Source organism: Methylobacterium oryzisoli, assembly GCF_046557895.1.
GTDB classification, from domain to species: Bacteria; Pseudomonadota; Alphaproteobacteria; order Rhizobiales; family Beijerinckiaceae; genus Methylobacterium; species Methylobacterium oryzisoli.
This window is the reverse complement of record NZ_JBKIBX010000008.1, coordinates 66,164-87,876: the sequence shown is the minus strand read 5'-3', so window position 1 is coordinate 87,876 and position 21,713 is coordinate 66,164. Positions and strand designations below refer to the sequence as shown.

The following is a 21,713-nucleotide window of genomic DNA, read 5'->3' as shown; positions in this document are numbered from 1 at the left end:
GACCCGGCATGAGTTGGATCACCGGGGTCGGGCTGACCCCGTTCGGGCGCCTGGAGGGCCGTTCCACCCTCGACCTGATGAGCGAGGCCGCGACCCAGGCGCTCGCGAGCGCGGGGCTGGAGCGGCGCGAGATCGACGGGGTGATCTGCGGCTACTCCACCACGCTGCCGCACCTGATGCTCTCGACCGTCTTCTGCGAGCATTTCGGGCTCGCGCCCGCCTACGCGCACGCGGTGCAGCTCGGGGGCGCGACGGGCTTCGCCATGGTGATGCTCGCCCATCTCCTGGTCGGGGCGGGAGCGGCCGAGCGCATCCTCGTGGTGGCGGGCGAGAACCGCCTCACCGGCCAGAGCCGGGACAGCGCCGTGCAGACGCTCGCGCAGGTCGGGCACCCGGTCTACGAGGTGCCGCTCGGCCCGACCATCCCGGCCTATTACGGCCTCGTCGCGAGCCGCTACGCCCACGAGCACGGCGCGCCCCCGGAGGATCTGGCCGAACTCGCGGTGCTGATGCGCGCCAACGCCGTCCGCCACCCCGGCGCGCACCTGCGCACCCCCGTCGCGGCCGCGGAGGTGCTCGCCTCCAAGCCGATCGCCACGCCGCTGCGCCTGCTCGATTGCTGCCCGGTCTCGGATGGCGGCGCGGCCGTGGTGGTGGCCCGCTCGCCGGGGCGCGCGCAGGGGCACGGCGGGGTGCGGATCACCGGAGCGGCCCAGGCCCACACCCACCAGCACGTCAGCGCCGCGCCCTCGCTCACCCGCTTCGGGGCGGGCGACAGCAGCGCCCGCGCCCTCGCCCAGGCCGGGCGCGGCCTCGGCGACGTCGCCTACGCGGGCATCTACGACAGCTTCACCATCACGCTGGCGATCCTGCTCGAAGAGATCGGCCTCGCGCCCCGGGGCGGGGCCGGGCGCCTCGCCCGCGAGGGCCATTTTTCGCCGGACGGGCCGATGCCCCTCAACACCCATGGCGGCCTCCTCTCCTACGGCCATTGCGGCGTCGGCGGCGCGATGGCGCATCTCGCCGAGGCGTGGCTGCAGATGCGCGGGGCGGCCGGCGACCGGCAGGGACGCGTCCCCGCGCTCGCCCTGCTGCATGGGGATGGCGGCGTGCTCTCCTCCCATGTCAGCCTCGTTCTGGAGCAGGCCGCATGAGCGAACCCGTCGCCGACTGGACGCGGGGCCAGCCCGGCCTCGCCTATCAGGAATGCCACGCCTGCGGGCACCGCTGGACCTTCGCCCGCCGCTTCTGCCCGGCCTGCGGCGCCACCGGCACCGAGACTCGCGCGGCCTCGGGGCGGGGCATCGTCCACGCCCTCACCACGGTCGCCCGGGCGCCCTCGGAGGCGCTGCGCCCGCACGCGCCCTACACGATCCTGCTCGTCGACGCCGCGGAGGGTTTTCGCCTGATGGCCCACGGCGAGGGCGACCTCGCCATCGGCGATCCCGTCACGGTCCGCTTCGCGCCCTTCGGCGACGGACTGGTCCCCGTCTTCCGCAAGGACCTCCCATGACCGCCTCCCTCAAGGCCGCCCTCGATCCCCGCTCGATCGCGGTCATCGGGGCCTCGGAGAACCCCAACAAGATCGGCGGGCGCCCGCTCCTCTACCTCTCGCGCTTCGGCTTCCGCGGCGCCGTGCACCCGATCAACCCCAACCGCAGCGAGGTGCAGGGCCTGAAGGCGGTGCCGCGGCTCTCCGACCTCGACGCCGCCCCCGACCTCGCGATCATCGCGGTGCCGGGCGAGGCGGCGGTGGCGGCCCTCGACGAGTGCGCGGCGCTCGGCGTCAAGGTCGCGGTGATGATGGCCTCGGGCTTCGGCGAGACCGCGGGCGGCAAGGCGCGCGAGGCCGAGATGGCGGCCCGCGCCCGCGCCCGGGGCCTGCGCATCGTCGGGCCGAACTCGCAGGGGCTCGCCAATTTCGGCACCGGGGCGGTGGCGAGCTTCTCGACGATGTTCATCGAGGCGCCCCCCGCGGACGGGCCGGTCGGCATCGTCAGCCAGAGCGGCGCCATGAGCGTGGTGCCCTACGGGCTGCTGCGCGGGCGCGGCATCGGCGTGCGCCATGCCCACGCCACCGGCAACGACGCCGACGTGACCGTGTGCGAGCTCGCCGCCAGCGTGGCGGAGGATCCGGGCCTGCGCCTGCTCCTCCTCTACCTCGAGAGCATCCCCGACCCGCACCACCTCGCGCAGGCCGCGGCGGTCGCGCGCGCGCGCGACCTGCCGATCATCGCGCTCAAGTCCGGCCGCACCCCCGCCGGCCAGGCGGCGGCCCTCTCCCACACGGGCGCGCTCGCCAACGAGGACCGGGTGGTGGACGCCTTCCTGGAGCAGCACGGCATCTGGCGCGCCCGGGACACCGGCGACCTCGTGGCGGCGGCCGAACTCTACCTCAAGGGCTGGCGGCCGGCGGGGCGGCGCCTCGTGGCGATCAGCAATTCGGGGGCGACCTGCGTGCTGGCCGCCGACGCGGCGAGCGCGGTCGGCATGCCGCTCGAACCGCTCGCGCCCGACACCCAGGCGCGGCTGCGCACCATCCTGCCGAGCTTCGCGGCCACCGCCAACCCGGTCGACATCACGGCCGCCCTCCTGACGAACAGCCGCCTGTTCGGCGAGATCCTGCCGGTGATCGCCGCCGACCCCTCCGCCGACGCCTTCCTGATCGGGGTGCCGGTGGCGGGCCAGGGCTACGACGTGCCGGCCTTCGCCCGCGACGCCGCCGCCTTCGCGGCCGAGACCGGCAAGCCCGTGGTGGTGAACGCGCCCCAGCCGAGCGTCGCCACGGCCTTCCGGGACCAGGGCCTGCCGGTCTTCGCCTCGGAGGGCGGGGCGGTGCACGCCCTGCACCAGTTCATCGCCCATCACGAGCTGATCGCCCGGGCCGGCAACGCCGCTCCCGCAGCGCCGCGGCGGCCCGACACCGGACCCGTGCGCCTCCTCAACGAGGCCGAGAGCCTCGCGCGCCTCGCCGACGCGGGGCTGCCCGTGGTGCCCCACCGCCTCTGCCGCACCGAGGAGGAGGCGCTGGCGGCCCTCGACGCCCTCGGCGCGCCCGTCGCGGTCAAGGGCTGCTCGCGCGACGTGCCGCACAAGTCGGAATTCGGCCTCGTGCATCTCGGACTGCGCGAGCCGGAGGCGGTCGCGCGCGCGGTGGCGGCCTGCCGCGACGGGCTTGCGCGGGCGGGCGCGGCCTTCGACGGGGTGATCGTCGCCGCCATGGCGCAGGGCCGGCGCGAATTGCTGATCGGCGCCCACCGCGATCCGAGCTTCGGGCCCGTGGTGGTGATCGGCGACGGCGGGCGCTACGTCGAGGCCCTGCCGGACTCGCAGATCCTGCTGCCGCCCTTCGGCCCGGAGGCGGTGCGTGCGGCGCTGGGGCGCCTGCGCATCGCCCCGATCCTCGCGGGCGTGCGGGGCGAGCCGCCCTTCGCCCTCGACGCCTTCGTGGCGTCCGTCTGCGCGGTCGGGCGCCTGATGGAGGATCCGGCGATCGACAGCCTCGACGTCAACCCGATCCTGGTCGGCACGGACGACGCGGCCTGCCTCGCCCTCGACGCGGTGATCGTCGTGCGGAATCCGGCAGCCTGACACCGGGGCCGACCCGATGCGCCCGCGCCCTCAGGTGAGGCTGAGGGCGCGGGCCGGACGGGCCTACTCGGCCGCCGAAGCGTAGGATTCCACCGGCGGGCAGCTGCACACGAGGTTGCGGTCGCCGTAGGCGTTGTCGACGCGGTTCACCGGGGGCCAGTACTTGTCCATGCCGAGCGAGCCGGCCGGGAAGCAGGCCGCCTCCCGCGAGTAGGGCCGCTCCCAGGCGCCGACGAGGTCCTGCACCGTGTGCGGCGCGCGCTTGAGCGGGTTGTTGGTCCGGTCGGACCGGCCCTCCTCGATCGCCCGGATCTCGTCCCGGATCGACAGCATGGCGTCGCAGAAGCGGTCGATCTCCGCCTTGGTCTCGGATTCGGTCGGCTCGATCATCAGCGTCCCGGCCACCGGCCAGCTCATCGTCGGCGGGTGGAAGCCGCAATCGATCAGCCGCTTGGCGATGTCCTCGACGCTGATCCCGGCGCTCTTCTGGAAGGGGCGCACGTCCACGATGCACTCGTGCGCCACGCGCCCGTTGCGGCCCGTGTAGACGATCTCGTAGGCGCCCTTCAGCCGCTCGGCGATGTAGTTCGCGTTGAGGATCGCCACGCGGGTCGCCTGCGTGAGGCCGCGCCCACCCATCATCAGGCAGTAGCTCCACGAGATCGGCAGGATCGAGGCCGAGCCGAAGGGTGCGGCCGAGACCGCGCCCGCCTCGCCCGTCCGGGGATCGGACGGGAGATGGGGGATCAGGTGCGCCTTGACGCCGATCGGCCCCATGCCGGGACCGCCGCCGCCGTGCGGGATGCAGAACGTCTTGTGCAGGTTGAGGTGGCTGACGTCGGCGCCGATGTCGCCGGGCCGGGCGAGGCCGACCAGAGCGTTGAGGTTCGCGCCGTCGAGGTAGACCTGGCCGCCATGGGCGTGGACGATCTCGCAGATCTCGCGCACCCGGGTCTCGAACACGCCGTGGGTCGACGGGTAGGTGATCATGCAGGCGGCGAGCCGGTCGGCATGCTGCTCGGCCTTGCGGCGGAAATCCTCCACGTCGACGTTGCCCTGCGGGTCGGCCGCCACCACCACCACGGTCATGCCGCACATCTGCGCGGAGGCCGGGTTGGTGCCGTGGGCCGAGGAGGGGATCAGGCAGACGTCGCGGTGCGGTTCGCCGCGGGCGTGGTGGTAGCCGCGGATGGCGAGAAGCCCCGCGTACTCCCCCTGCGCGCCCGAGTTCGGCTGCATCGAGATGGCGTCGTAGCCGGTGATGGCGCAGAGCTTCTGCGACAGGTCCTCGATCAGTTCGGCGTAGCCCAGGGCCTGGTCCTCGGGGACGAAGGGGTGGATCTCCGAAAACTCCGGCCAGGAGATCGGCAGCATCTCGGCCGTGGCGTTGAGCTTCATGGTGCAGGAGCCGAGCGGGATCATGGTGCGGTCGAGCGCCAGATCCCGGTCGGCGAGCCGGCGCATGTAGCGCGTCATCTCGCTCTCGGCCCGGTTCATGTGGAAGATCGGGTGGGTGAGGAAGGCGGAGCTGCGAGCCAAGCCCGCGGACAGCCGCGCCTCGGGCCACGCCTCGTCGTAGGCGAGGTCCGTCCCGCCGAAGGCGCGCCACACCGCCTGGATGATGTCCGGCCGCGTGCGCTCGTCCACCGTGATGCCGATGCGGTCCTCGCCGATCTTGCGCAGGTTCACGCCGTTCTCGACCGCGCTCCTCAGGATCATGCCCTGGAACGGGCCGACCGCGACCGTGATCGTGTCGAAGAACGCCTCCGGCTCGACCGTGAAGCCCAGCCGCGTCAGGCCGTCGGCGAGGCGCACGGCGTCGCGGTGCACGCGCTGCGCGATCGCCTTCAGGCCCTCGGGCCCGTGATAGACCGCGTACATGGAGGCGACGACCGCGAGCAGCACCTGGCTGGTGCAGATGTTCGAGGTCGCTTTTTCGCGCCGGATGTGCTGCTCGCGGGTCTGGAGCGCGAGGCGGTAGGCGCGGTGCCCGCGGCTGTCGACCGACACGCCGACGATGCGGCCGGGCATCCCCCGCTTGTAGGCGTCGCGCGCCGCCATGTAGGCGGCGTGCGGGCCGCCATAGCCGACCGGCACGCCGTAGCGCTGCATCGAGCCGATTGCGATGTCGGCGCCCATCTCGCCCGGCGCCTTGAGGAGCGTGAGTGCGAGCGGATCGGCCGCCACCACGGCGATCGCGCCGGCCGCGTGCAGGCGCTCGATCGGGCCGGTGAAGTCGTGGATGGCGCCGGTCACGCCCGGATACTGGAAGAGCGCGCCGAAGACTTTTCCCGGATCGAGATCACGGAAGGGATCGCCGACGATCACGCGCCAGCCGAGCGGTGCGGCCCGGGTGCGCAGCACCGCGATGGTCTGGGGCAGGCAGTCCTTGTCGACGAAGAAGGCATCGGCCTGCGAGGTGGCCACCCGCTGCGCCATGCCCATCGCCTCCGCCGCCGCCGTCCCCTCGTCGAGGAGCGAGGCGTTGGCGATGTCGAGCGCGGTCAGGTCGCAGACCAGGGTCTGGAAGTTCAGGAGCGCTTCCAGGCGGCCCTGGCTGATCTCCGGCTGGTAGGGCGAGTAGGCCGTGTACCAGGCCGGGTTCTCGAAGATGTTGCGCTGGATCGCCGGCGGCATCGTGGTGCCGTGGTAGCCCTGGCCGATCAGCGACACGAGGAGGCGGTTCTTGTTGGCGACCGCGCGCATGCGCTCGATCGCGCGGCGCTCGGTCAGCGGGCGGCCGAACTCGATCGGCTCGGCCTGCCGGATGTCGGGCGGCAGCGTCTCGTCGATCAGGGCGTCGAGGTTTTGCGCGCCGACGCGCTGCAGCATCTCGGTCATCTCGCCCACGGTCGGGCCGATGTGCCGGCGGTTGGCGAAGTCGTACGGATCGTAGGCGGCCATGGTCTCAGTCTCTCCGGCCGGTCACTGCGTGAGGGCCGCGTAGGCGGCCTCGTCCATCAGGGTGTCCATGGCGGTCGGATCCTTGAGGCGCATCCGGTAGAGCCAGCCCGACCCTTGCGGATCGGCGTTCACGGTCTCGGGCGCGGCGACGACCGCCTCGTTGACCTCCGTCACCTCGCCGTCGAGGGGCGCATAGACCTCGGAAGCGGCCTTGACCGACTCGACCACCGCGGCGGCGGCGCCCTTGGTCAGCGCGGCGCCGACCTTCGGCAGTTCGACGAAGACGAGGTCACCGAGCTGCTCGGTGGCGTGCCGGGTGATGCCGACCGTGGCGACCTCGCCGTCGAGCTTCAGCCATTCGTGTTCGTCCGTGAAACGCAGCATGGGGGGAGACTCCGGTCAATCGCGCTTGAAGGTGGCGGGACGGAAGGGAAGGGGGGTCACGACGAGGGGCAGGTGCTGGCCGCGGACCTCGGCGAGGAGGCGGGTGCCGTCCTCGGCGTGCGAGGCCGCGACGTACCCCATCGCCACCGGGGCGCCGAGGCTCGGGCCGAAGCTGCCCGAGGTGACATGGCCCAGCGGCGTGCCATCTTCGGCCAGCAGGGGAGCGCCGGCCCGCACGGGCGCGCGCCCCTCGGGCCGGAGCCCGACGCGCCGCCGCGCCGTGCCGTCCTCCAGCTCCTGCAGGATGCGGGCCTCGCCCGGGAAGCCGCCGGCGCGCGCGCCGCCGCGCCGCCGGACCTTGGGGATCGCGAAGGTCAGGCCCGCCTCGACCGGGCTGGTGCCGGCGTCGATGTCGGAGCCGTGCAGGCACAGGCCTGCTTCGAGCCGCAGCGTGTCGCGGGCGCCGAGCCCGACCGGCTGCACGCCCGGCTGCGCCAGCAGCGCCTCGGCCACCGCGACGGCGGACTCGGCCGGCACCGAGATCTCGAACCCGTCCTCGCCCGTGTAGCCCGAGCGCGTCACGAACCCCGGGGCGCCGAGCAGCGTCACCGCGCGGACGTCGAGGAAGCGCATCGCCGCGACCTCGGGCGCGAGCCTGGCCAGCGCCGCCTCGGCCGTCGGGCCCTGCAGGGCGATCAGCGCGTCGGGCCGCTCCTCGACCGTGATCCCGGCCGGCAGGCGCTCGCGCAGGCGGGCGGCGTCGGCCTGCTTGTTGGCGGCGTTCACGATCACGACGACGCGGTCGTCGAAGCGGGCGACCATCAGGTCGTCGAGGATGCCGCCGGATTCGTCGGTGAGCAGCCCGTAGCGCTGGCGGCCCGCCTTCAGCCCGACGAGATCGGCTGGGACCAGGCTTTCCAGCGCGCGCGCGATCCCGTCCGGGTCGGGGCCGGAGAGCACGACCTGCCCCATGTGGGAGACGTCGAACAGCCCGGCGGCCTGCCGCGTGTGCAGGTGCTCCTTGAGCTGGCCGGCCGGGTACTGCAGCGGCATGGCGTAGCCCGCGAAGGGCACCATGCGGGCGCCGAGGCGCAGGTGCAGGTCGTGCAGGGGCGTGTTTCGGAGAGCAACCGGTTCGACGGGCTGCGCTGACATCTCGGGATCCTCCGCGACAGGCAAGACCGACGGCGCTGATCGCACCGCGGCCACCCCCATCTGTCACGGGTACCTGAGAGCTTCCCCCGCACGGGCGTGCGAGGTTTCTCCTTCGGTGGGCGCCGGACGGCGCCTCTCTCCAGATCGTCCAACGATACGGTGATTGTGCCTGAGAGTTTCCGGGGGTGGTTGCTCCGTCGGCGCCATACCCGGCTCATCGAGCCGGGCTGGGCTCTCCCGCATCGCCCTGTTCGGACGGTTGGACCAAAGCACAAGACCGCGCGCCGCGCAACGCCGGGGTGGGGGCCTCCCGGGGCCGGAACGCTCCCGAATGGTCCCGCAAGTCCGATTCGGAACGGCGGGAAGCGGATGCTCAGGATCTCCGCGGCCGACACCCGGTCCTGACCGGACTTCCGGCACCACCGGGATGCGGGACCGGCTGCTCCAGGCCCCCTCGCGCCATGACGAGAAACCTCCGAAGGGCAGTAACAGGACGGCGGACAACAGCCTGGGCGAGACTTGCGAATGCCGACAGCACCAGTCTCGCCCTCCCGCCAAGCGCCAGCGCACTTCCTGCTTGACTGATCGGGGAAACGTCATCTAGCCGTTCTTTGCAGCCGAGAGCAGCCTTCTACTAATCAATATAAGACGACCTGGGGGATAGCCATGCCAAAAGAAATCATTGGCATTCAATATCTTAGAGGCATTTCAGCTCTATCGGTCGTCTTCTTCCATATTGAGCTCCATCTGTCTCACACCTACGAAGGCTATCGCGCACTGGCGAGCTTGCAGGCCGGCGTCGACGTCTTCTTCGTGATCAGCGGATTCATCATGTATCACTCGACAGATGGCGGCTCAGCCCTTGATGCACGCGAATTCTTCGTGCGCAGACTCCTCAGGATCGTCCCGCTCTACTGGCTGGCAACATTTTCAATGGTGTTTATTATCTTGCTGTTTCCGCAACTTGGGCAATCAGTGAAATCGTCGTTCGTTAATGCGGATCATCTCATCGCATCCCTGCTCTTTATTCCCATGGCGAGTCCCGTCGCGCCGAGTTTGTCCTTGCCGCTCCTGCCGACTGGCTGGACGCTCAATTACGAGATGTTCTTCTACTCGGTATTCGCTGTGGCGATGGCCTGCGGCGCCCAGCGGCAGGGCCAAGTGGGGACGATCGTGGTCGCGACACTCGGGGCGCTGGCGCTGGTCGGTATCCTGAACGATGCGCCGGGGCCGCTCGGGTTCTACACGGATCCGATCGTGCTTGAGTTCTGCTTCGGCATCATCGCGGCATCGATCTGGCGGCGGTGGAGGATTCAGAGCCAGCCGGTCGCGTGCGCGGTGTTCATTCTGGCGTGCGCGCTCATCATCGCCCTGCCCATCGTGGATCCGGCCTACCGAGTCCTGCGCTTCGGCGTCATCGCCGCGGCCCTGGTCTTCGCTGCCGCATGCATTTCGTGGAGGTCGTTCAAGTTTCTCAAGCTCATGGGCGACGTGTCCTACGCCATGTACCTGTCCCACATGTTCGCCCTTGCCGCGATCGTGCAGATCTGGCGGAGATTCGGCCCTCAGGTCGGGTCCGAATACATCCCGATCCTGTACGCCATTGCCGTGCCCACGGTGATCTGCGGCAGCATCGTCATCTGGCGATTGATCGAGAAGCCCATCGACGCCGCTCTCAAATCTGCCTTACGGCAAAATTGGGCGTCGACGCCCGACGCTGCGACGAGTTGATTTGCGCTGCGTGGGGGAGCCGGACCGGTGAGGTCCGCTGACGGGCGGCGAGCAGGCGGGATGCTCCTCCCTCGTGGCGTGTCCGGTGTCGGGGCGGGATGACCGGCGTCGTCGCCCGCGTGAGGCGTGGCTATCCCGACGCACGGACGCGGCGCGCGGCTACGGCGCCGATCCGCCCCCGTCGATCGTCACCCACACCCCGTCGTCCGCGATCTCGACCGGGAACAGCCGCAGGGCGCGGAAGAACCAGCCCGGGGAGACGGCGCCGCTCGCGAGGTCGAAGGAGGCGAGGTGCCGGGGGCAGTGCAGCCGGCCCGCCGCGCAGCGGCCGAGCGCGAGGTCGGCGCCCTCGTGCGGGCAGGCCCGCTCGGCCGCGACGATCCGATCGCCGTCCCGCACGAGGACGAGCCGATGCGGCCCCGCCGCGACCGGGAGCAGCGCCCGCGCGCCCAGAAGCGTGGGAGGACCGAGGCGGATCCGGACCGGCCCGCCTCCCTCAGCCGCCGAGATAGGCTTCCCGGACATGCGGATCCGCGATCAGGGCCTCGCCGGGTCCCTCGCGCACGATGCTCCCCGTCTCGAGCAGGTAGGCGTGGTCGCAGAGTTCGAGCGCCGCGAAGGCGTTCTGCTCGACCAGCAGCACGGTGGTGCCCGCGTCGCGGATGCCCCGGATCACCGCGAACATCCGCTCGACGATGTTGGGGGCGAGCCCGAGCGACGGCTCGTCGAAGAGCACGAGCCTGGGGCGCGCCATCAGGGCGCGGCCGATCGCCAGCATCTGCTGCTCGCCGCCCGAGAGGGTGCCGGCCGCCTGATCGCGCCGCTCGGCGAGCCGCGGGAACTCGCCGTAGATGCGGTCGAGATCGGCCGCCACGCCCGCCCGGTCGCCGCGCAGGTAGGCACCCATGGCGAGATTCTCGGCCACCGTCATCTGCGGGAAGACGCGCCGGCCCTCCGGGCAATGGGCGATGCCCGCGGCCAGGATGCGGCGGGGCTCCGCGCCCGTGATGTCGCGCCCAAGGAGCCGGATCGCGCCCGAGCGCGCCGGCACGAGGCCGGAGATCGCCCGCAGCGTCGTCGACTTGCCGGCGCCGTTCGCCCCCACGAGCGCCACGAGCTGGCCCTCGCGGACCTCGATGGTGATCCCCTTCAGCGCCGTGACGTGGCCGTAGCGGCAGACGAGGTCGCGGATCTCAAGCATGGACCGCCTCCTGGACCGCGGCGGCGGCCCGGCGCGCGGCCTGGCCTTGGCCGAGATAGGCCTCGATCACCGCCGGATCGCTGCGGATCGCCTCCGGTGCGCCCTCGGCGATCAGGCGGCCGTAGTTCAGGACGACGATCCGGTCGGAGACCTCCATCACCATCGGCATGTCGTGCTCCACGAGCAGGATGGTGACGCCGCGCTCCCGGATCTGGCGGATCAGGCGGACGAAGACCCGCGTCTCCGAGGCGTTCATGCCGGAGACCGGCTCGTCGAGGAGCAGCATGGCGGGCTCGGTGGCGAGCGCCAGTGCCACGCCGACGAGGCGTTGCTCGCCGTAGGCCAGCGCGCCCGCCTTCTCCTGCGCCCGCCCAGCTAGGCCGACCCGGTCGAGGAGGTCTTCGGCGCGGGCGCGCAGCTCCCGCTCGCCCGCGCCCGCACGGCCGATGAGCGCGTCGAGGAGGGGCGCGCGGCTCATCCGCGCGCCCTGGCGGTGCAGGCCGATCATCACGTTGTCGAACACCGTGTCGTCCGGGAAGACGCTGGTGCGCTGGAAGGTGCGGGCGAGGCCGAGCCGGGTGATCTCGTGCGGGGCCAGGCCCGTCAGGGCGGTGCCGCGGAAGCGGACCTCGCCCTGGCTCGGCCGCAGGAAGCCCGTCATCACGTTGAAGGCGGTGGTCTTGCCGGCCCCGTTCGGGCCGATCAGGCTGACGATCTCGCCCTGCGCCACGTCGAAATGCAGGTCGGCGATGGCGACGAGGCCGCCGAAGCGCACGCCGACATGCTCGACCGAGAGGATCGCGCTCATCGCTGCACCGCCGGGCTGGGCTTGAGGAGAGGGGCGGGCGCGGACCGGCGCCACGCGAGGAGGCCGGCGAGGCCCGGCACGATGCCCCGCGGCATCACGAACAGGATCACGATCAGCACGATACCGTAGACGATCCACTGCGCCTCGGGCGCCATCACGGGGCGCAGCCCCACCGGCAGGAGGCCGAAGATCAGGCCGCCGACCACCGGGCCCATCAGCGTGCCCTTGCCGCCCGCCACCACCATGATGACCATGCTCACCGTGGTGGAGAACAGGAACACGTCGGGGTCGATGATGCGCAGGTAATGCGCGTAGAGGCTGCCCGCCGCGCCGGCCATCGCGGCCGAGATCACCGCCGCGACCGTGAGCGTGCGGGTGGCGTTGATGCCGACCGAGAGGGCGAGCGGCTCGTTCTCCTTGAGCCCCCGCATCGCCCGGCCGAAGCGCGAGCCGACGAGGCGCGCGACGAGGAGATAGCAGACCGTGCCGACCGCGAGCACGAGGTAGTAGTTCTGCACCTTCGTCCGCAGGGTCCAGTGGCCGAGGCCGGGCAGGCCCAGGGTGACCGGCGGGATGTTGGTGAGGGCGAGCGGCCCCTGGGTCAGCTCGACCCAGTTGAGGGCGACGAGGCGCACCACCTCGGCGAACGAGATCGTCACGATCACGAAGTAGGCGCCGCGCACCCGGAAGGAGAGGCGCCCGATCAGGTAGCCGCAGGCGCCCGCCGCCAGGATCGCGAGCAGGAAGCCCACCGCCGGCGGCCAGGGCTCGTGCACGATCCGGTGGCCGAAGCCGATCTCGATGTCGAAGCCGAGGCTGGTCAGCGCGCTGACATAGGCGCCGATGCCGAAGAAGGCGATGTGGCCGAGGCTGAGCTGCCCGGTGAACCCGAGCAGCAGGTTCAGGCTCATCGCGCCGATGGTCAGGATGCCGGTGATGATCAGCGCGTTGAGGAGGTAGGGGTTGGCCTGCAGCAGCAGCGGCAGGACGAGCAGGATCGCGAGCAGCGCGAGGGGGAGGAGCCGTCTCATCCGATGCGCTCCGCCTTCGCGAACAGGCCGGTCGGCCGGTAGAGCAGCACCGCGATGATGATCAGGAAGCCCATCGCGTCCCGGTAGCCGGAGGAGACGTAGCCGGCGCCGAGCTCCTCGGCCAGCGCCAGGATGAAGCCGCCGATCGCCGCCCCGGTGATGTTGCCCAGCCCCCCCAGGATCACGATGGCGAAGGCCTTCACCTCGGCGAGGCCGCCCATCTGCGGAAACACCACGTAGACGGGGCCGAGCAGCGCCCCGGCCGCGGCGGCCAGCGAGGAGCCGAGCGCGAAGGTCGCGGTGTCGATGAGGCGCACGTTGACGCCCATCAGCGCCGCCGTGTCGGCGTCCTGGAAGGCCGCGCGCATGGCGAATCCGAGCTTCGTGCGGTTGATCAGCACGTAGGTGACGGCGATCAGGCTGAGCGCGGCACCTAGCACGAACAGGCGCAGCCACGAGACCGAGACGGGGCCGAGTTGCAGCGGCGCCTCGGGGAAGGGCGAGGGGATCGCCTTGGCGACGCCGCCGAAGATCCACAGCAGGCCCGATTGCAGGGCGATGCCGGCGCCGATCATCACCAGCATGGTGGTGTCGATATCCGAGCCCCGGAACGGGCGCAGCAGCACGAGTTCGATCGCGCTCCCCAAAAGGAGGCCGCCGAGGATCGCCACCGGCAGCGCCAGGAAGAAGTTCAGCCCGAGCGCCGCGACCGCGAGGTACATGACGTAGGCGCCCACCGTGTAGAGGGCGCCGTGGGTGAAGTTCACCACGTTCATGATCCCGAAGATCAGGGTGAGCCCGATCCCGAGCAGGGCGTAGGTGCCGCCCAGGACGAGCGTGTTGACGAGGTGCTGGATCAGCTGGTCCATGAGCGGCCCTCGGAGGGGTGGATGGGCGGGGTGCGGGTCTTGATGAGACGTCCTCCCTCGGTGCGGGCGAGGGCGTTGCTGTCCGGGGACGATCGGTGGCGCGGGGAACCCCTCTCCCGTGCGGGAGAGGGGCAGGGGTGAGGGTCCGGGAGGGAGCCGCAGTGAAGCGCGGAGGGTTTGTGAGGGGAGCGGAACGCTTCAGGTTCAGCAACCAACCTCAGTGCTGGTAGCGGCAGCGTCCCGCCTACTTGCTGCCCCCTCCCGGGACCCTCACCCCTACCCCTCTCCCGCACGGGAGAGGGGTTCCCGCGACATCGGTTTTTCCCGGACAGCCGTGTGCGCGAGGGGAGAGGGCTCCCCCACCTCGCCTCACAACGTCGGCACGACGACGCGGCCGTCCTTGATCTCGATGAGGTAGACGTCGGGCTTGCTCTGGCCGCTCTCCTTGCCGGCCGGGCCGGACTTGGCGAAGCGGATCGGGCCGTTGAGCCCGGTGAAGTCCACCGCCCAGAAGGCCTTGGCGATGGCGGCGGGCTCGGCCTTGCCGGCCTTCTCGATGGCGTGCGCGATCGCCCGGATGCCGTCGTACCCGCGAAAACTCTCGGTGACGCCCGCGAACTGGAAGCCGCGCTTCTTCCACTCGCCGATGAAGGTCTCGGTCGCCTTCGGATCCGGGGTCTTCTCGGGGATCCAGGGCAGGAAGGTGGTGAGGTGGAGCGTGCCGTCGGCGGCCGAGCCGGCCTGCGCGATGATCTGGTCGGGGTTCTGCGAGCCGCCGGTGGTGATGACGCGCTTCTTGAGCCCGATGGCCGACATCTGCTTGAACAGCAGCACGAGCTGATCGACGGCGCTCGTGATCATGATCGTGTCGCTGTCGGAGGCCTTCAGCTTGGCGAGCTGGGCGCTCATGTCCTGCGCCCCCTGGTCCATGGTCTCGGTCATCCCGACCTGGACGCCCTTCTCCTTCAGCATCTTGCCGAAATCGACCGCCGCGCCGCGGCCGAAATCGTTGTTGAGCACCAGGAAGTCGACCTTCTTCATGCCGAGCTTGGCCACCATCGGCGCGAAGGTCTCGGCTTCGAGGGCCGAGGGCGGGGAGATGCGGAAGACGAACGGGTTGCCCGAGGTGGTGATCTTGCCCGACGAGGAGGTCTCGACCAGCATCGGCACCTCGTACTCGGTGAGCTTGGGCATCACCGCGAGCGTCAGGCTGGAGCCCCAGGCGCCCATCATCACCGGGGTCTTGTCGCTGGTGATCAGTTTTTCGGCCACCGCGGCGGCCTCGGTCGGGTTGCTTTTGTTGTCCTCGATCACGAGTTCGATTTTCTTGCCGAGCACGCCGCCCCTGGCGTTGATCTCGTCGGCGGCGATCCGGGCGCCGTTGACCACGTAGGTGCCCGACGCCGCGAAGGCCCCGGTCAGCGGCTCGTTGACGCCGATGCGGATCGTGTCCGCCCGCGAAGCCGTGGCCGCGAGGGCCAGCAGGATCGCGGTGGTGAGGGTGAGCCTGCCGTGCATTCTCGTGTCTCCAGTGAAGGGTGGTGGACGCTTTCGGGGTGAGGTCAGGCGCGGCCGAACCACGCGGCGAGGCGCGCGCGCAGCACGGACAGGGCGAGGCGGAGGGGGTTGAGTCCGGCCGGCGGCGGGGCCGCGGCCCCGGAGAGCCGGGCGTCGAGGTTGCGGGAAAAATCCGTGGCGATGCGGCCGGCGAGGTCGCGCACGAGGCCGGGACGGCCGAACTGCGCGAGCGGCCCGGTGAGCGTGTAGCCGACGTCGAGGTCGACCCTGGCCGTGCCGGGCGTGGCGCCCGGACCGACGCGGTAGCGGATCTCGCCCTCGGTGGCCGAGCGCCCGCCCGCGTCGCTGCCGGCGCCGCGCACGCGCCCGCTCAGCCCCGCCGCGTCCCGCTGGATGCGGGCGCGCCCGCGGAAGGTCGCACCGATCGGCCCGATGCGCACCTGCAGCCCGCCCTCGACCGTGTCGGGCTCCGGGCGGCCGGTCAGCACGGCGCCGGGGAGGCAGGCGGCCACCGCCTCGATGTCGTCGAGCAGCGCGAACACCGCCTCGGGCGGATGGGCGAGTTCGATCGCCTGCGCGAAGCGGTGGGCCGGCGCGAAGGTGTCGGCGAGGTCCGCGGCGGCGGCCGGGGCGGCCATCCGGGCCGGGCGCGCGGGCGCAGAATGGGGCGCGGCCACCGTCTCGCCCAACCGGGCGCCGACCGGGCCGAGGGGACGGGCGGCCCCCGTCTCGGGGCCGATGCCGCGGGCGCGGCGCGCCGCGATCACGTCCGTCACCGCCCGCACGATGCCGGCGTAGCCGGTGCAGCGGCAGAGGTTGCCCGCGAGACCGATGCGGACCCGCCGCTCGTCAGCCGCGGGCAGGCGCAGCACGAGATCCCGCGCCGCCACCAGCATGCCGGGGGTGCAGTAGCCGCACTGGAGGGCGTGCTCGCGGTGGAAGGCGGCGCGCAGCTCCGCCGCGACCTCGTCCTCGTCGAGGCCCTCGACCGTGGTCACCGCTGCCCCCGCGCAGGCCCCCGCGAAGGTCAGGCAGGCGCGGGCCGGCTCGCCGTCGAGGAGCACCGTGCAGGCGCCGCAGACGCCGTGCTCGCAGCCGAGATGCGTGCCGGTGAGGTTCAGCCCCTCGCGCAGCAGGTCCCCGAGATGGCTGCGCGGCTCCGCCGCGATGCGGACGGGCCGTCCGTTCACCGTCAAGGCCAGGGCGAGATGGCCCGGGGCGGATTCCGCCAGTCCAGCGCTCATGCGGCCTCCGGGAGCGGCAGGGGGGAGGGCGTGAGGGCCTGCGCCACCGCGCGGGCCAGCACCGTGACGTGGACGTGGCGCGCGACCGGATCCGCGAGGCCGGCCGCCAGGAGGGCGGCATCGGCGGCGCCCGCGTCGAAGCGCTCCGCGCAATCGGGGCCGATGCGTCCGCCGAAGAGCGGGCGGGCGTCGGCGAACAGGAGGGGCGGTCCCTCGAGGGCGCCGATCACCGCCCGGCCCGTGCCGGCGGCGGGGTCGAGGCGCACGGCGCCGATGGCGTGGGCGAACTCGCCGATCTTGGCGCAGTGCTTGACGTAGCCCCAGGCCGTGCCCGCCGGCAGGGCCGGCACGCGGATGCCGAGCAGGATCTCGTCGGGCCGGAGCGCCACATCGAGCGCCCCGGTGACGAAGCGCTCGACCGGCAGGCGACGGCGCCCGGCGCGGCTGGCGAGGTCGACCTCGGCGCCGAGCGCGGTCAGCGCGCTCACCCAGTCCGCCGCCGGATCGGCGTGGACGAGGCTGCCGCCGACCGTGCCGCGGTTGCGCACCGGCCGGTAGGCGATCGCCGCCGCCACCCGCTGCAGCGCGCCCCCGGTGAGGTCGGGCACGCGCCCGTCCTCGATGTCCGCGTGGGTGACGCAGGCGCCGAGCACCAGCGTGCCGCCGTCGGCACGGGCCTCGCGCAGCTCGGGCACGCCGGTGATGTCGAGGACGAGATCCGGCTCGACGAGGCGCAGCGCGAGCATCGGCCCGAGGGACTGGCCGCCCGCGATCAGCTTCACGCGGCCCTGCGCCTGCGCAACGCGGTCGAGGAGGGCTTTCAGGCTGCCCGGGCGCTCCCAGGCGAAGGCGGAGGGCTTCATGCGGCCGCCCTCGTGCGGGCGGGCACCGCGCGGGCGGCGAGCACCGCCTCCACGATCCGCCGCGGGGTGACGGGCGAGTGCAGCATCTCGACGCCGAGGCCGGACAGCGCGTCGTTGATCGCGTTGACGAGCGCCGCCGGGGGCGCGATGGCCCCGCCCTCGCCGATGCCCTTCTGGCCGAAGCGCGTGTAGGGCGAGGGCGTCTCCATGTGGTCGATGCGGGCCATCGGCACCTCGGCGGCGCCGGGCAGCAGGTAATCGGCGAAGGTCGAGGCGAGCGGCTGGCCGCGGGCGTCGAAGCGCATCTCCTCGTAGAGGGCGGTGCCCACCCCCTGCGCGAGGCCGCCGTAGATCTGGCCATCCACCACCAGGGGGTTCACCAGCGTGCCGCCGTCCTCGACGATGACGTAGTCGAGGATCTCGACCGTCCCGAGATCGGGGTCGACCGCCACCACGGCCGCGTGGGCGGCGTACGAGAAGGTGCCGGAATCGCGCACGGGCTTGTAGCCGGCGGTGACCTCCAGCCCGCCCGGATCGACGTCGGGCGCGAGGTCCTGCGGGCGCCGGTACCACGTGCGGGCGATGGCTTCGAGCGGCACGTCCCCGGAGGGGCCGACCACGTGGCCGGCCTCGAGGCGGCACGCCTCCGGCCGCGCCTGGAGCAGGTGGGCGCCGATCCGGATCGCGCGCTCGCGCAGGGTCTCGCAGGCGGCCGCCACCGCGCCGCCGGCCATCACCATGACGCGCGAGCCCCAGGAGCCGGTGGAGTAGGGCGTCATCGCGGTGTCGCCGTGGACGAGGCGGGTGCGCGCGACCGGCACGCCCAGGATCTCGTGCGCGACCTGGGCCAGCGTCGTCTCCAGGCCCTGGCCGTGGGAATGGGCGCCGATCCGCAGTTCCAGGCCGCCATCCGGGGTGAGGCGGGCGCTCGCCTGCTCGTGGCCCGGCACCATCGGGATGCCCCAGCCGGAATACACCGAGGTGCCGTGGGCCGCCTGCTCGCAGTAGACCGCGAGGCCCAGGCCGATCCGGCGGCCGTCCGGCTCGGGGCCGCGCTGGCGCGCGCGCACCGAAGCGACGTCGATGGCGCCGAGCGCCCGGGCGAGCGCCTGCGGGTAGTCGCCGCTGTCGAAATGTTTTTTCGTGATGTTCTCGAACGGCATCTGCCCGGGCCGCACGAGGTTCTTCTCGCGCACGGTCTCCGGCGCGATCCCGGCCTCGCGCGCCACCGCGTCCAGCACCAGTTCGAGGGCGAAGCAGACGCCCGTGCGGGCCACGCCCCGGTAGGGCAGGATCGGGCACTTGTTGGTGGCCACCGACCACGTGCGGCAGCGATAGGCCGGGAAGTCGTAGGGGCCGGGCAGGATGCTGGCGACCTGCGCGGCCTCCAGGCAGGCCGAGAACGGATAGGCCGAGTAGGCGCCGGAATCGACCGTGGCCTCGCAGTCGATGCCCCGCAGGGTGCCATCGCGCTCGGCATAGGCCGTGATGCGGTAATGGTGCTCGCGGCAATTGGCGTTGGCGGTCAGGTGCTCGCGGCGATCCTCGAGCCAGCGCACCGGATGCCCGCGGCGCAGGGCCAGCCAGCACAGGGCGACGTCCTCCGCGAGCAGGATCGCCTTGTAGCCGAAGCCGCCGCCGACATCCGGCGAGACGATGCGGATGCGGCCCTGCTCGATGCCGAGACACTCCGACAGCCCGTTGCGCACGATGTGCGGCATCTGGCTCGCGGTGTGGACGACGAGCTGGTCGAGGCGGTGGTCGACCTGCACCACGGTGCCGCGGCCCTCGATCGGCGCCATGCATTGCCGGCCGGTCGAGATGGTGCGGCTGACCCTGATCGGCGCGTCGAACGCCGCGGCGATGCCGACGTCGACCAGCGTCTCCAGGAAGACGTTGTCGCCCCAATGCTCGTGGACGAGGGCGGAGCCGGGATCCCGCGCCGCCAGCATGTCGTGGACGGCCGGCAGTTCCTCCAGGTCGAGGACCACGGAGGCGGCGATGTCCTCGGCTTCGGCGCGGGTCGGGGCCACGCACATCGCCACGAGCTCGCCGACCTGCCGCACCTTGCCGGTGGCGAGGACCGGCTGCTCGGAGACCTTGAAGCCGGGCAGCCCCGAGACCGCCCGGATCGGCTGCACGCCGTCGAGATCGGCCGCGGTGAACACCCGATCGCGAAAAGCCTCCGGCACCGTGATGGCGCGGATGCGCGCATGGGCGAGCGGGCTGCGCACGAAGGCCACGTCCTGCATGCCGGGCAGGCGGATGTCGCCGACGAACTGGCCGCGCCCGCGCATCAGGCGCTCGTCTTCCTTGCGGGGCAGGCGTGCCCCGACGCCCTCCTGGCTCATGACGGGGCCTCAGGCCGCGATCGCGCGGGGCAGGATCGGCGAATCGGCCTCGAAGCGCTTCCCCGCGCGCAGGCAGAAGGCGGGGCGCAGCAGGCGCTCGGCCACCACCTTCGTGTCCTCGTTGTCGCGCAGCAGGAAGCGGCCGCATTCGTCGTGCAGCACCGAGACGTCGGCCGTGAAGCCCACCGTCAGGGCGCCGATGCGGTCGCTCATCCGCAGCATCTCGGCCGGGTGCGAGGTCACCATCGGCACCACCTCCTCCAGCGGGATGCCGAGCGCCATCATCGAGCTCATCGCCTGGGTGAGGCTGAAGCGGGCTTGGCCGAGGAAGGGGTGGTTCTCGTCGTCGTGGTGCTCGTCCGGGGTGCCGGCGGGCTTGCGCACCTCGGGCACCTCGGTGTTGTAGCCGTGCATGTCGGCGCCGAGCGTGTAGGGGATCACGCCGGCCGGCAGCGAGGCGCGGGCGACGCGGTAGGAAAAATGGCTGCCGTGGCCGACATCGACCTTCAGCCCCGCCTCCATCGCCGCGCGGATGATGGGATGGACCACGCCCTCCTCGTTGATGAAGCCGCCCGGGTGGCGGGTGAAGGGATGGGCCAGCACGTCGCCGGGGCGCAGGAGCGGGATCACCCGCTCCATGATGGTGTTGGCGTCCTCGCCGTTGGCGCCCGATTCCGGCAGGCCCCAGAGCTGGCCGAAATGCACGTAGAGGGGCAGGTCCGCCCGCCGGCTGATCTCGGCGGCCATCTCCATGACCTTGATGCCCCAGCGGGCGAAGCCGCCGATCTCGGCATGGCCCTTGATGCCGCGCACGAGGTCGCGGTTCTCGGTCGCCGACTTCACGGTCGCGTCGATGTCAACCCCATCCGGGCTGTAGAGGTTCGGGTAGAAGTGGCCTTCGAGCCCGCCGACGAGGTAGGCCGACAGGAAGGCCAGCACCTGCGTGTCGGATCTCTCCGCGATGAAGTGGCGGAAGCCCGGCAGCGTCATGCAGGAGGGCCCGCCCTGGTCCACGACCGTGGTGACGCCCGAGCGCACGCCGACCATGTCGGGGTTCAGGCCGAAGCGGCCGGTGACGTACTGGTAGACGTGGGCATGGGTGTCGATCATGCCGGGCAGGACGAGCTTGCCCGACACGTCGATCACCTCGGCGGCGGCGGAGGGCAGGATCGCCTCCTCGACCGCCGCGATGCGCCCGTCCCGCACCGCGACGTCGCGGGTGCCGTCGATGCCGGAGACGGGGCAGATGACGCGCCCACCGCGCAGGAGCAGATCGTAGCGGCGATTGTCCATTCCCTCGACCTCGTGTCACGGCCGGTGCGAGCCGGCCCGGTTCATGCGAAAATGCGCAGCATGCTTCGCATCTGGCTCTGCATGCGGCGTGCCAAGATCTGGAATGGTTCGACGGAGGGGGACGTGGAGGAGGTTTCGGGAGGCGGCGGGCCGGAGGCGGCGAGCACGGAGACGGGGGCGGTCGGGGAGGGGACTTACGGGGAGGGGACCTGGCCCCTCTGGGAGCGGCCCGGCTTCCTCGCGCGCCGGATGCATCAGATTCACGTCAGCCTGTTTTCGGAGCGTTGTGCCGAATTCCGCATCACGCCGCTGCAGTACAGTCTGCTCTCGCAGCTGCGTGATCTGCGGGAGGCCGACCAGACGACGCTCGCCCACGCGGTGGCGCTCGACAGGACGACGACGACCGGCGCCCTGAAGCGGCTCGCGGCGCGCGGCCTGGTCAGCCGGGCGACCTCGACGGCGGACCGCCGCGCCCAGGTCTGCCGCCTGACGCCGGACGGCGAGGCGCTTCACGCCGCGATGGAGCCGGCGGCCCGCGAGGCCCACGCCCTGACGGTGGCGGCCCTGAGCGCCGCGGACCGGGAATTGCTCAACCGCCTCCTGAGGCGCGTCATCGCCGACCACGACCATCGCCGCGGCCACGCCGACCTCGACTGACGCGTCGTCCGACGGACCGGCGCGTACCGGCCGGGCGCGGCCTCGGATTGCGGTCGATCAAGGCGCGCGCTGCCCGCCCGTGCGATCATGGGTCCGCAATCCAGCGCGGGGGC

General features: G+C 72.0%; 18 protein-coding genes and 1 riboswitch. Of the genes, 5 read left to right on the top strand and 13 right to left on the bottom strand.

Annotated features, from left to right (window positions below; genetic code table 11):
• The first annotated feature begins 8 nt into the window (after positions 1 to 8).
• The 3 genes from ACKUB9_RS10245 to ACKUB9_RS10235 are packed head-to-tail and all read left to right on the top strand — an operon-like array spanning position 9 to position 3,591.
• Complete coding sequence (locus ACKUB9_RS10245; RefSeq protein WP_407521452.1) at positions 9 to 1,154, top strand: thiolase family protein; 1,146 nt, start codon at positions 9 to 11, stop codon at positions 1,152 to 1,154.
• Positions 1,151 to 1,513, top strand: coding sequence for a Zn-ribbon domain-containing OB-fold protein (locus tag ACKUB9_RS10240; protein ID WP_407521454.1), 363 nt, complete (start codon positions 1,151 to 1,153; stop codon positions 1,511 to 1,513). The genes ACKUB9_RS10245 and ACKUB9_RS10240 overlap by 4 nt, the downstream gene beginning before the upstream one ends.
• Complete coding sequence (locus ACKUB9_RS10235; protein ID WP_410823274.1) at positions 1,510 to 3,591, top strand: acetate--CoA ligase family protein; 2,082 nt, start codon at positions 1,510 to 1,512, stop codon at positions 3,589 to 3,591. Before ACKUB9_RS10240 ends, ACKUB9_RS10235 begins: the two co-directional genes overlap by 4 nt.
• Before the next feature lie 63 nt (positions 3,592 to 3,654).
• On the opposite strand, the gene gcvP is transcribed toward ACKUB9_RS10235, so the two are convergent.
• Genes gcvP through gcvT form a run of 3 tightly spaced genes read right to left on the bottom strand, consistent with a single transcriptional unit; the run spans position 3,655 to position 8,034 of the window.
• On the bottom strand, positions 3,655 to 6,495 hold the full coding sequence (gene gcvP, locus ACKUB9_RS10230; RefSeq protein WP_407521460.1) for an aminomethyl-transferring glycine dehydrogenase: 2,841 nt from the start codon (positions 6,493 to 6,495) through the stop codon (positions 3,655 to 3,657).
• A 21-nt stretch (positions 6,496 to 6,516) separates the two neighbouring features.
• On the bottom strand, positions 6,517 to 6,879 hold the full coding sequence (gene gcvH / locus ACKUB9_RS10225; protein ID WP_407521462.1) for a glycine cleavage system protein GcvH: 363 nt from the start codon (positions 6,877 to 6,879) through the stop codon (positions 6,517 to 6,519).
• A 15-nt stretch (positions 6,880 to 6,894) separates the two neighbouring features.
• The gene (gcvT, locus tag ACKUB9_RS10220; RefSeq protein ID WP_407521464.1) at positions 6,895 to 8,034 is read right to left on the bottom strand and encodes a glycine cleavage system aminomethyltransferase GcvT; all 1,140 of its coding nucleotides are present in this window, start codon (positions 8,032 to 8,034) and stop codon (positions 6,895 to 6,897) included.
• Positions 8,035 to 8,084: 50 nt separating this feature from the next.
• Positions 8,085 to 8,187, bottom strand: a riboswitch (glycine riboswitch).
• Positions 8,188 to 8,700: 513 nt separating this feature from the next.
• On the opposite strand from gcvT, the gene ACKUB9_RS10215 reads away from it, so the two are divergent.
• Positions 8,701 to 9,765 carry an acyltransferase family protein gene (locus ACKUB9_RS10215; RefSeq protein WP_407521466.1) on the top strand — a complete coding sequence of 355 codons (1,065 nt, stop codon included), beginning with the start codon at positions 8,701 to 8,703 and terminating at the stop codon, positions 9,763 to 9,765.
• 159 nt (positions 9,766 to 9,924) lie between these two features.
• Here ACKUB9_RS10215 and ACKUB9_RS10210 read toward each other — a convergent pair whose 3' ends face one another.
• From ACKUB9_RS10210 to ACKUB9_RS10165, 10 genes are all read right to left on the bottom strand, one after another.
• Positions 9,925 to 10,290: a Rieske (2Fe-2S) protein gene (locus ACKUB9_RS10210; protein WP_407521468.1), complete on the bottom strand. Its 366-nt coding sequence runs from the start codon at positions 10,288 to 10,290 to the stop codon at positions 9,925 to 9,927.
• Positions 10,262 to 10,966 (bottom strand): ABC transporter ATP-binding protein, encoded by a 705-nt coding sequence (locus ACKUB9_RS10205; RefSeq protein ID WP_407521470.1) that lies wholly within the window; start codon positions 10,964 to 10,966, stop codon positions 10,262 to 10,264. Before ACKUB9_RS10205 ends, ACKUB9_RS10210 begins: the two co-directional genes overlap by 29 nt.
• The gene (locus ACKUB9_RS10200; RefSeq protein WP_407521472.1) at positions 10,959 to 11,774 is read right to left on the bottom strand and encodes an ABC transporter ATP-binding protein; all 816 of its coding nucleotides are present in this window, start codon (positions 11,772 to 11,774) and stop codon (positions 10,959 to 10,961) included. Before ACKUB9_RS10200 ends, ACKUB9_RS10205 begins: the two co-directional genes overlap by 8 nt.
• Positions 11,771 to 12,805 carry a branched-chain amino acid ABC transporter permease gene (locus ACKUB9_RS10195; protein ID WP_407521475.1) on the bottom strand — a complete coding sequence of 345 codons (1,035 nt, stop codon included), beginning with the start codon at positions 12,803 to 12,805 and terminating at the stop codon, positions 11,771 to 11,773. The genes ACKUB9_RS10200 and ACKUB9_RS10195 overlap by 4 nt, the downstream gene beginning before the upstream one ends.
• Positions 12,802 to 13,674 carry a branched-chain amino acid ABC transporter permease gene (locus ACKUB9_RS10190; protein ID WP_407521477.1) on the bottom strand — a complete coding sequence of 291 codons (873 nt, stop codon included), beginning with the start codon at positions 13,672 to 13,674 and terminating at the stop codon, positions 12,802 to 12,804. The genes ACKUB9_RS10195 and ACKUB9_RS10190 overlap by 4 nt, the downstream gene beginning before the upstream one ends.
• 369 nt (positions 13,675 to 14,043) lie before the next feature.
• Positions 14,044 to 15,192 (bottom strand): ABC transporter substrate-binding protein, encoded by a 1,149-nt coding sequence (locus tag ACKUB9_RS10185; protein WP_407521479.1) that lies wholly within the window; start codon positions 15,190 to 15,192, stop codon positions 14,044 to 14,046.
• A 44-nt stretch (positions 15,193 to 15,236) separates the two neighbouring features.
• Positions 15,237 to 16,436: a xanthine dehydrogenase family Fe-S subunit gene (locus ACKUB9_RS10180; RefSeq protein WP_407521481.1), complete on the bottom strand. Its 1,200-nt coding sequence runs from the start codon at positions 16,434 to 16,436 to the stop codon at positions 15,237 to 15,239.
• Complete coding sequence (locus ACKUB9_RS10175) at positions 16,433 to 17,299, bottom strand: FAD binding domain-containing protein (protein ID WP_407521483.1); 867 nt, start codon at positions 17,297 to 17,299, stop codon at positions 16,433 to 16,435. The genes ACKUB9_RS10180 and ACKUB9_RS10175 overlap by 4 nt, the downstream gene beginning before the upstream one ends.
• The gene (locus ACKUB9_RS10170) at positions 17,296 to 19,650 is read right to left on the bottom strand and encodes a xanthine dehydrogenase family protein molybdopterin-binding subunit (RefSeq protein WP_407521485.1); all 2,355 of its coding nucleotides are present in this window, start codon (positions 19,648 to 19,650) and stop codon (positions 17,296 to 17,298) included. Before ACKUB9_RS10170 ends, ACKUB9_RS10175 begins: the two co-directional genes overlap by 4 nt.
• A gap of 9 nt (positions 19,651 to 19,659) precedes the next feature.
• The gene (locus tag ACKUB9_RS10165) at positions 19,660 to 20,943 is read right to left on the bottom strand and encodes an amidohydrolase/deacetylase family metallohydrolase (protein WP_407521487.1); all 1,284 of its coding nucleotides are present in this window, start codon (positions 20,941 to 20,943) and stop codon (positions 19,660 to 19,662) included.
• 60 nt (positions 20,944 to 21,003) lie between these two features.
• Here ACKUB9_RS10165 and ACKUB9_RS10160 point away from each other — a divergent pair, with 60 nt between their 5' ends.
• Complete coding sequence (locus tag ACKUB9_RS10160; RefSeq protein ID WP_407521489.1) at positions 21,004 to 21,600, top strand: MarR family winged helix-turn-helix transcriptional regulator; 597 nt, start codon at positions 21,004 to 21,006, stop codon at positions 21,598 to 21,600.
• Positions 21,601 to 21,713: the final 113 nt, after the last annotated feature.

Coding starts and splice junctions, on each gene's coding strand:
- ACKUB9_RS10170 (WP_407521485.1), bottom strand. CDS start 19,650: ATGAGCCAGGAGGGCGTCGGGGCACGCCTGCCCCGCAAGGAAGACGAG.
- gcvH (WP_407521462.1), bottom strand. CDS start 6,879: ATGCTGCGTTTCACGGACGAACACGAATGGCTGAAGCTCGACGGCGAG.
- ACKUB9_RS10235 (WP_410823274.1), top strand. CDS start 1,510: ATGACCGCCTCCCTCAAGGCCGCCCTCGATCCCCGCTCGATCGCGGTC.
- ACKUB9_RS10195 (WP_407521475.1), bottom strand. CDS start 12,805: ATGAGACGGCTCCTCCCCCTCGCGCTGCTCGCGATCCTGCTCGTCCTG.
- ACKUB9_RS10190 (WP_407521477.1), bottom strand. CDS start 13,674: ATGGACCAGCTGATCCAGCACCTCGTCAACACGCTCGTCCTGGGCGGC.
- ACKUB9_RS10210 (WP_407521468.1), bottom strand. CDS start 10,290: ATGTCCGGGAAGCCTATCTCGGCGGCTGAGGGAGGCGGGCCGGTCCGG.
- ACKUB9_RS10165 (WP_407521487.1), bottom strand. CDS start 20,943: ATGGACAATCGCCGCTACGATCTGCTCCTGCGCGGTGGGCGCGTCATC.
- ACKUB9_RS10200 (WP_407521472.1), bottom strand. CDS start 11,774: ATGAGCGCGATCCTCTCGGTCGAGCATGTCGGCGTGCGCTTCGGCGGC.
- ACKUB9_RS10160 (WP_407521489.1), top strand. CDS start 21,004: ATGCTTCGCATCTGGCTCTGCATGCGGCGTGCCAAGATCTGGAATGGT.
- gcvT (WP_407521464.1), bottom strand. CDS start 8,034: ATGTCAGCGCAGCCCGTCGAACCGGTTGCTCTCCGAAACACGCCCCTG.
- ACKUB9_RS10175 (WP_407521483.1), bottom strand. CDS start 17,299: ATGAAGCCCTCCGCCTTCGCCTGGGAGCGCCCGGGCAGCCTGAAAGCC.
- gcvP (WP_407521460.1), bottom strand. CDS start 6,495: ATGGCCGCCTACGATCCGTACGACTTCGCCAACCGCCGGCACATCGGC.
- ACKUB9_RS10240 (WP_407521454.1), top strand. CDS start 1,151: ATGAGCGAACCCGTCGCCGACTGGACGCGGGGCCAGCCCGGCCTCGCC.
- ACKUB9_RS10185 (WP_407521479.1), bottom strand. CDS start 15,192: ATGCACGGCAGGCTCACCCTCACCACCGCGATCCTGCTGGCCCTCGCG.
- ACKUB9_RS10205 (WP_407521470.1), bottom strand. CDS start 10,966: ATGCTTGAGATCCGCGACCTCGTCTGCCGCTACGGCCACGTCACGGCG.
- ACKUB9_RS10215 (WP_407521466.1), top strand. CDS start 8,701: ATGCCAAAAGAAATCATTGGCATTCAATATCTTAGAGGCATTTCAGCT.
- ACKUB9_RS10245 (WP_407521452.1), top strand. CDS start 9: ATGAGTTGGATCACCGGGGTCGGGCTGACCCCGTTCGGGCGCCTGGAG.
- ACKUB9_RS10180 (WP_407521481.1), bottom strand. CDS start 16,436: ATGAGCGCTGGACTGGCGGAATCCGCCCCGGGCCATCTCGCCCTGGCC.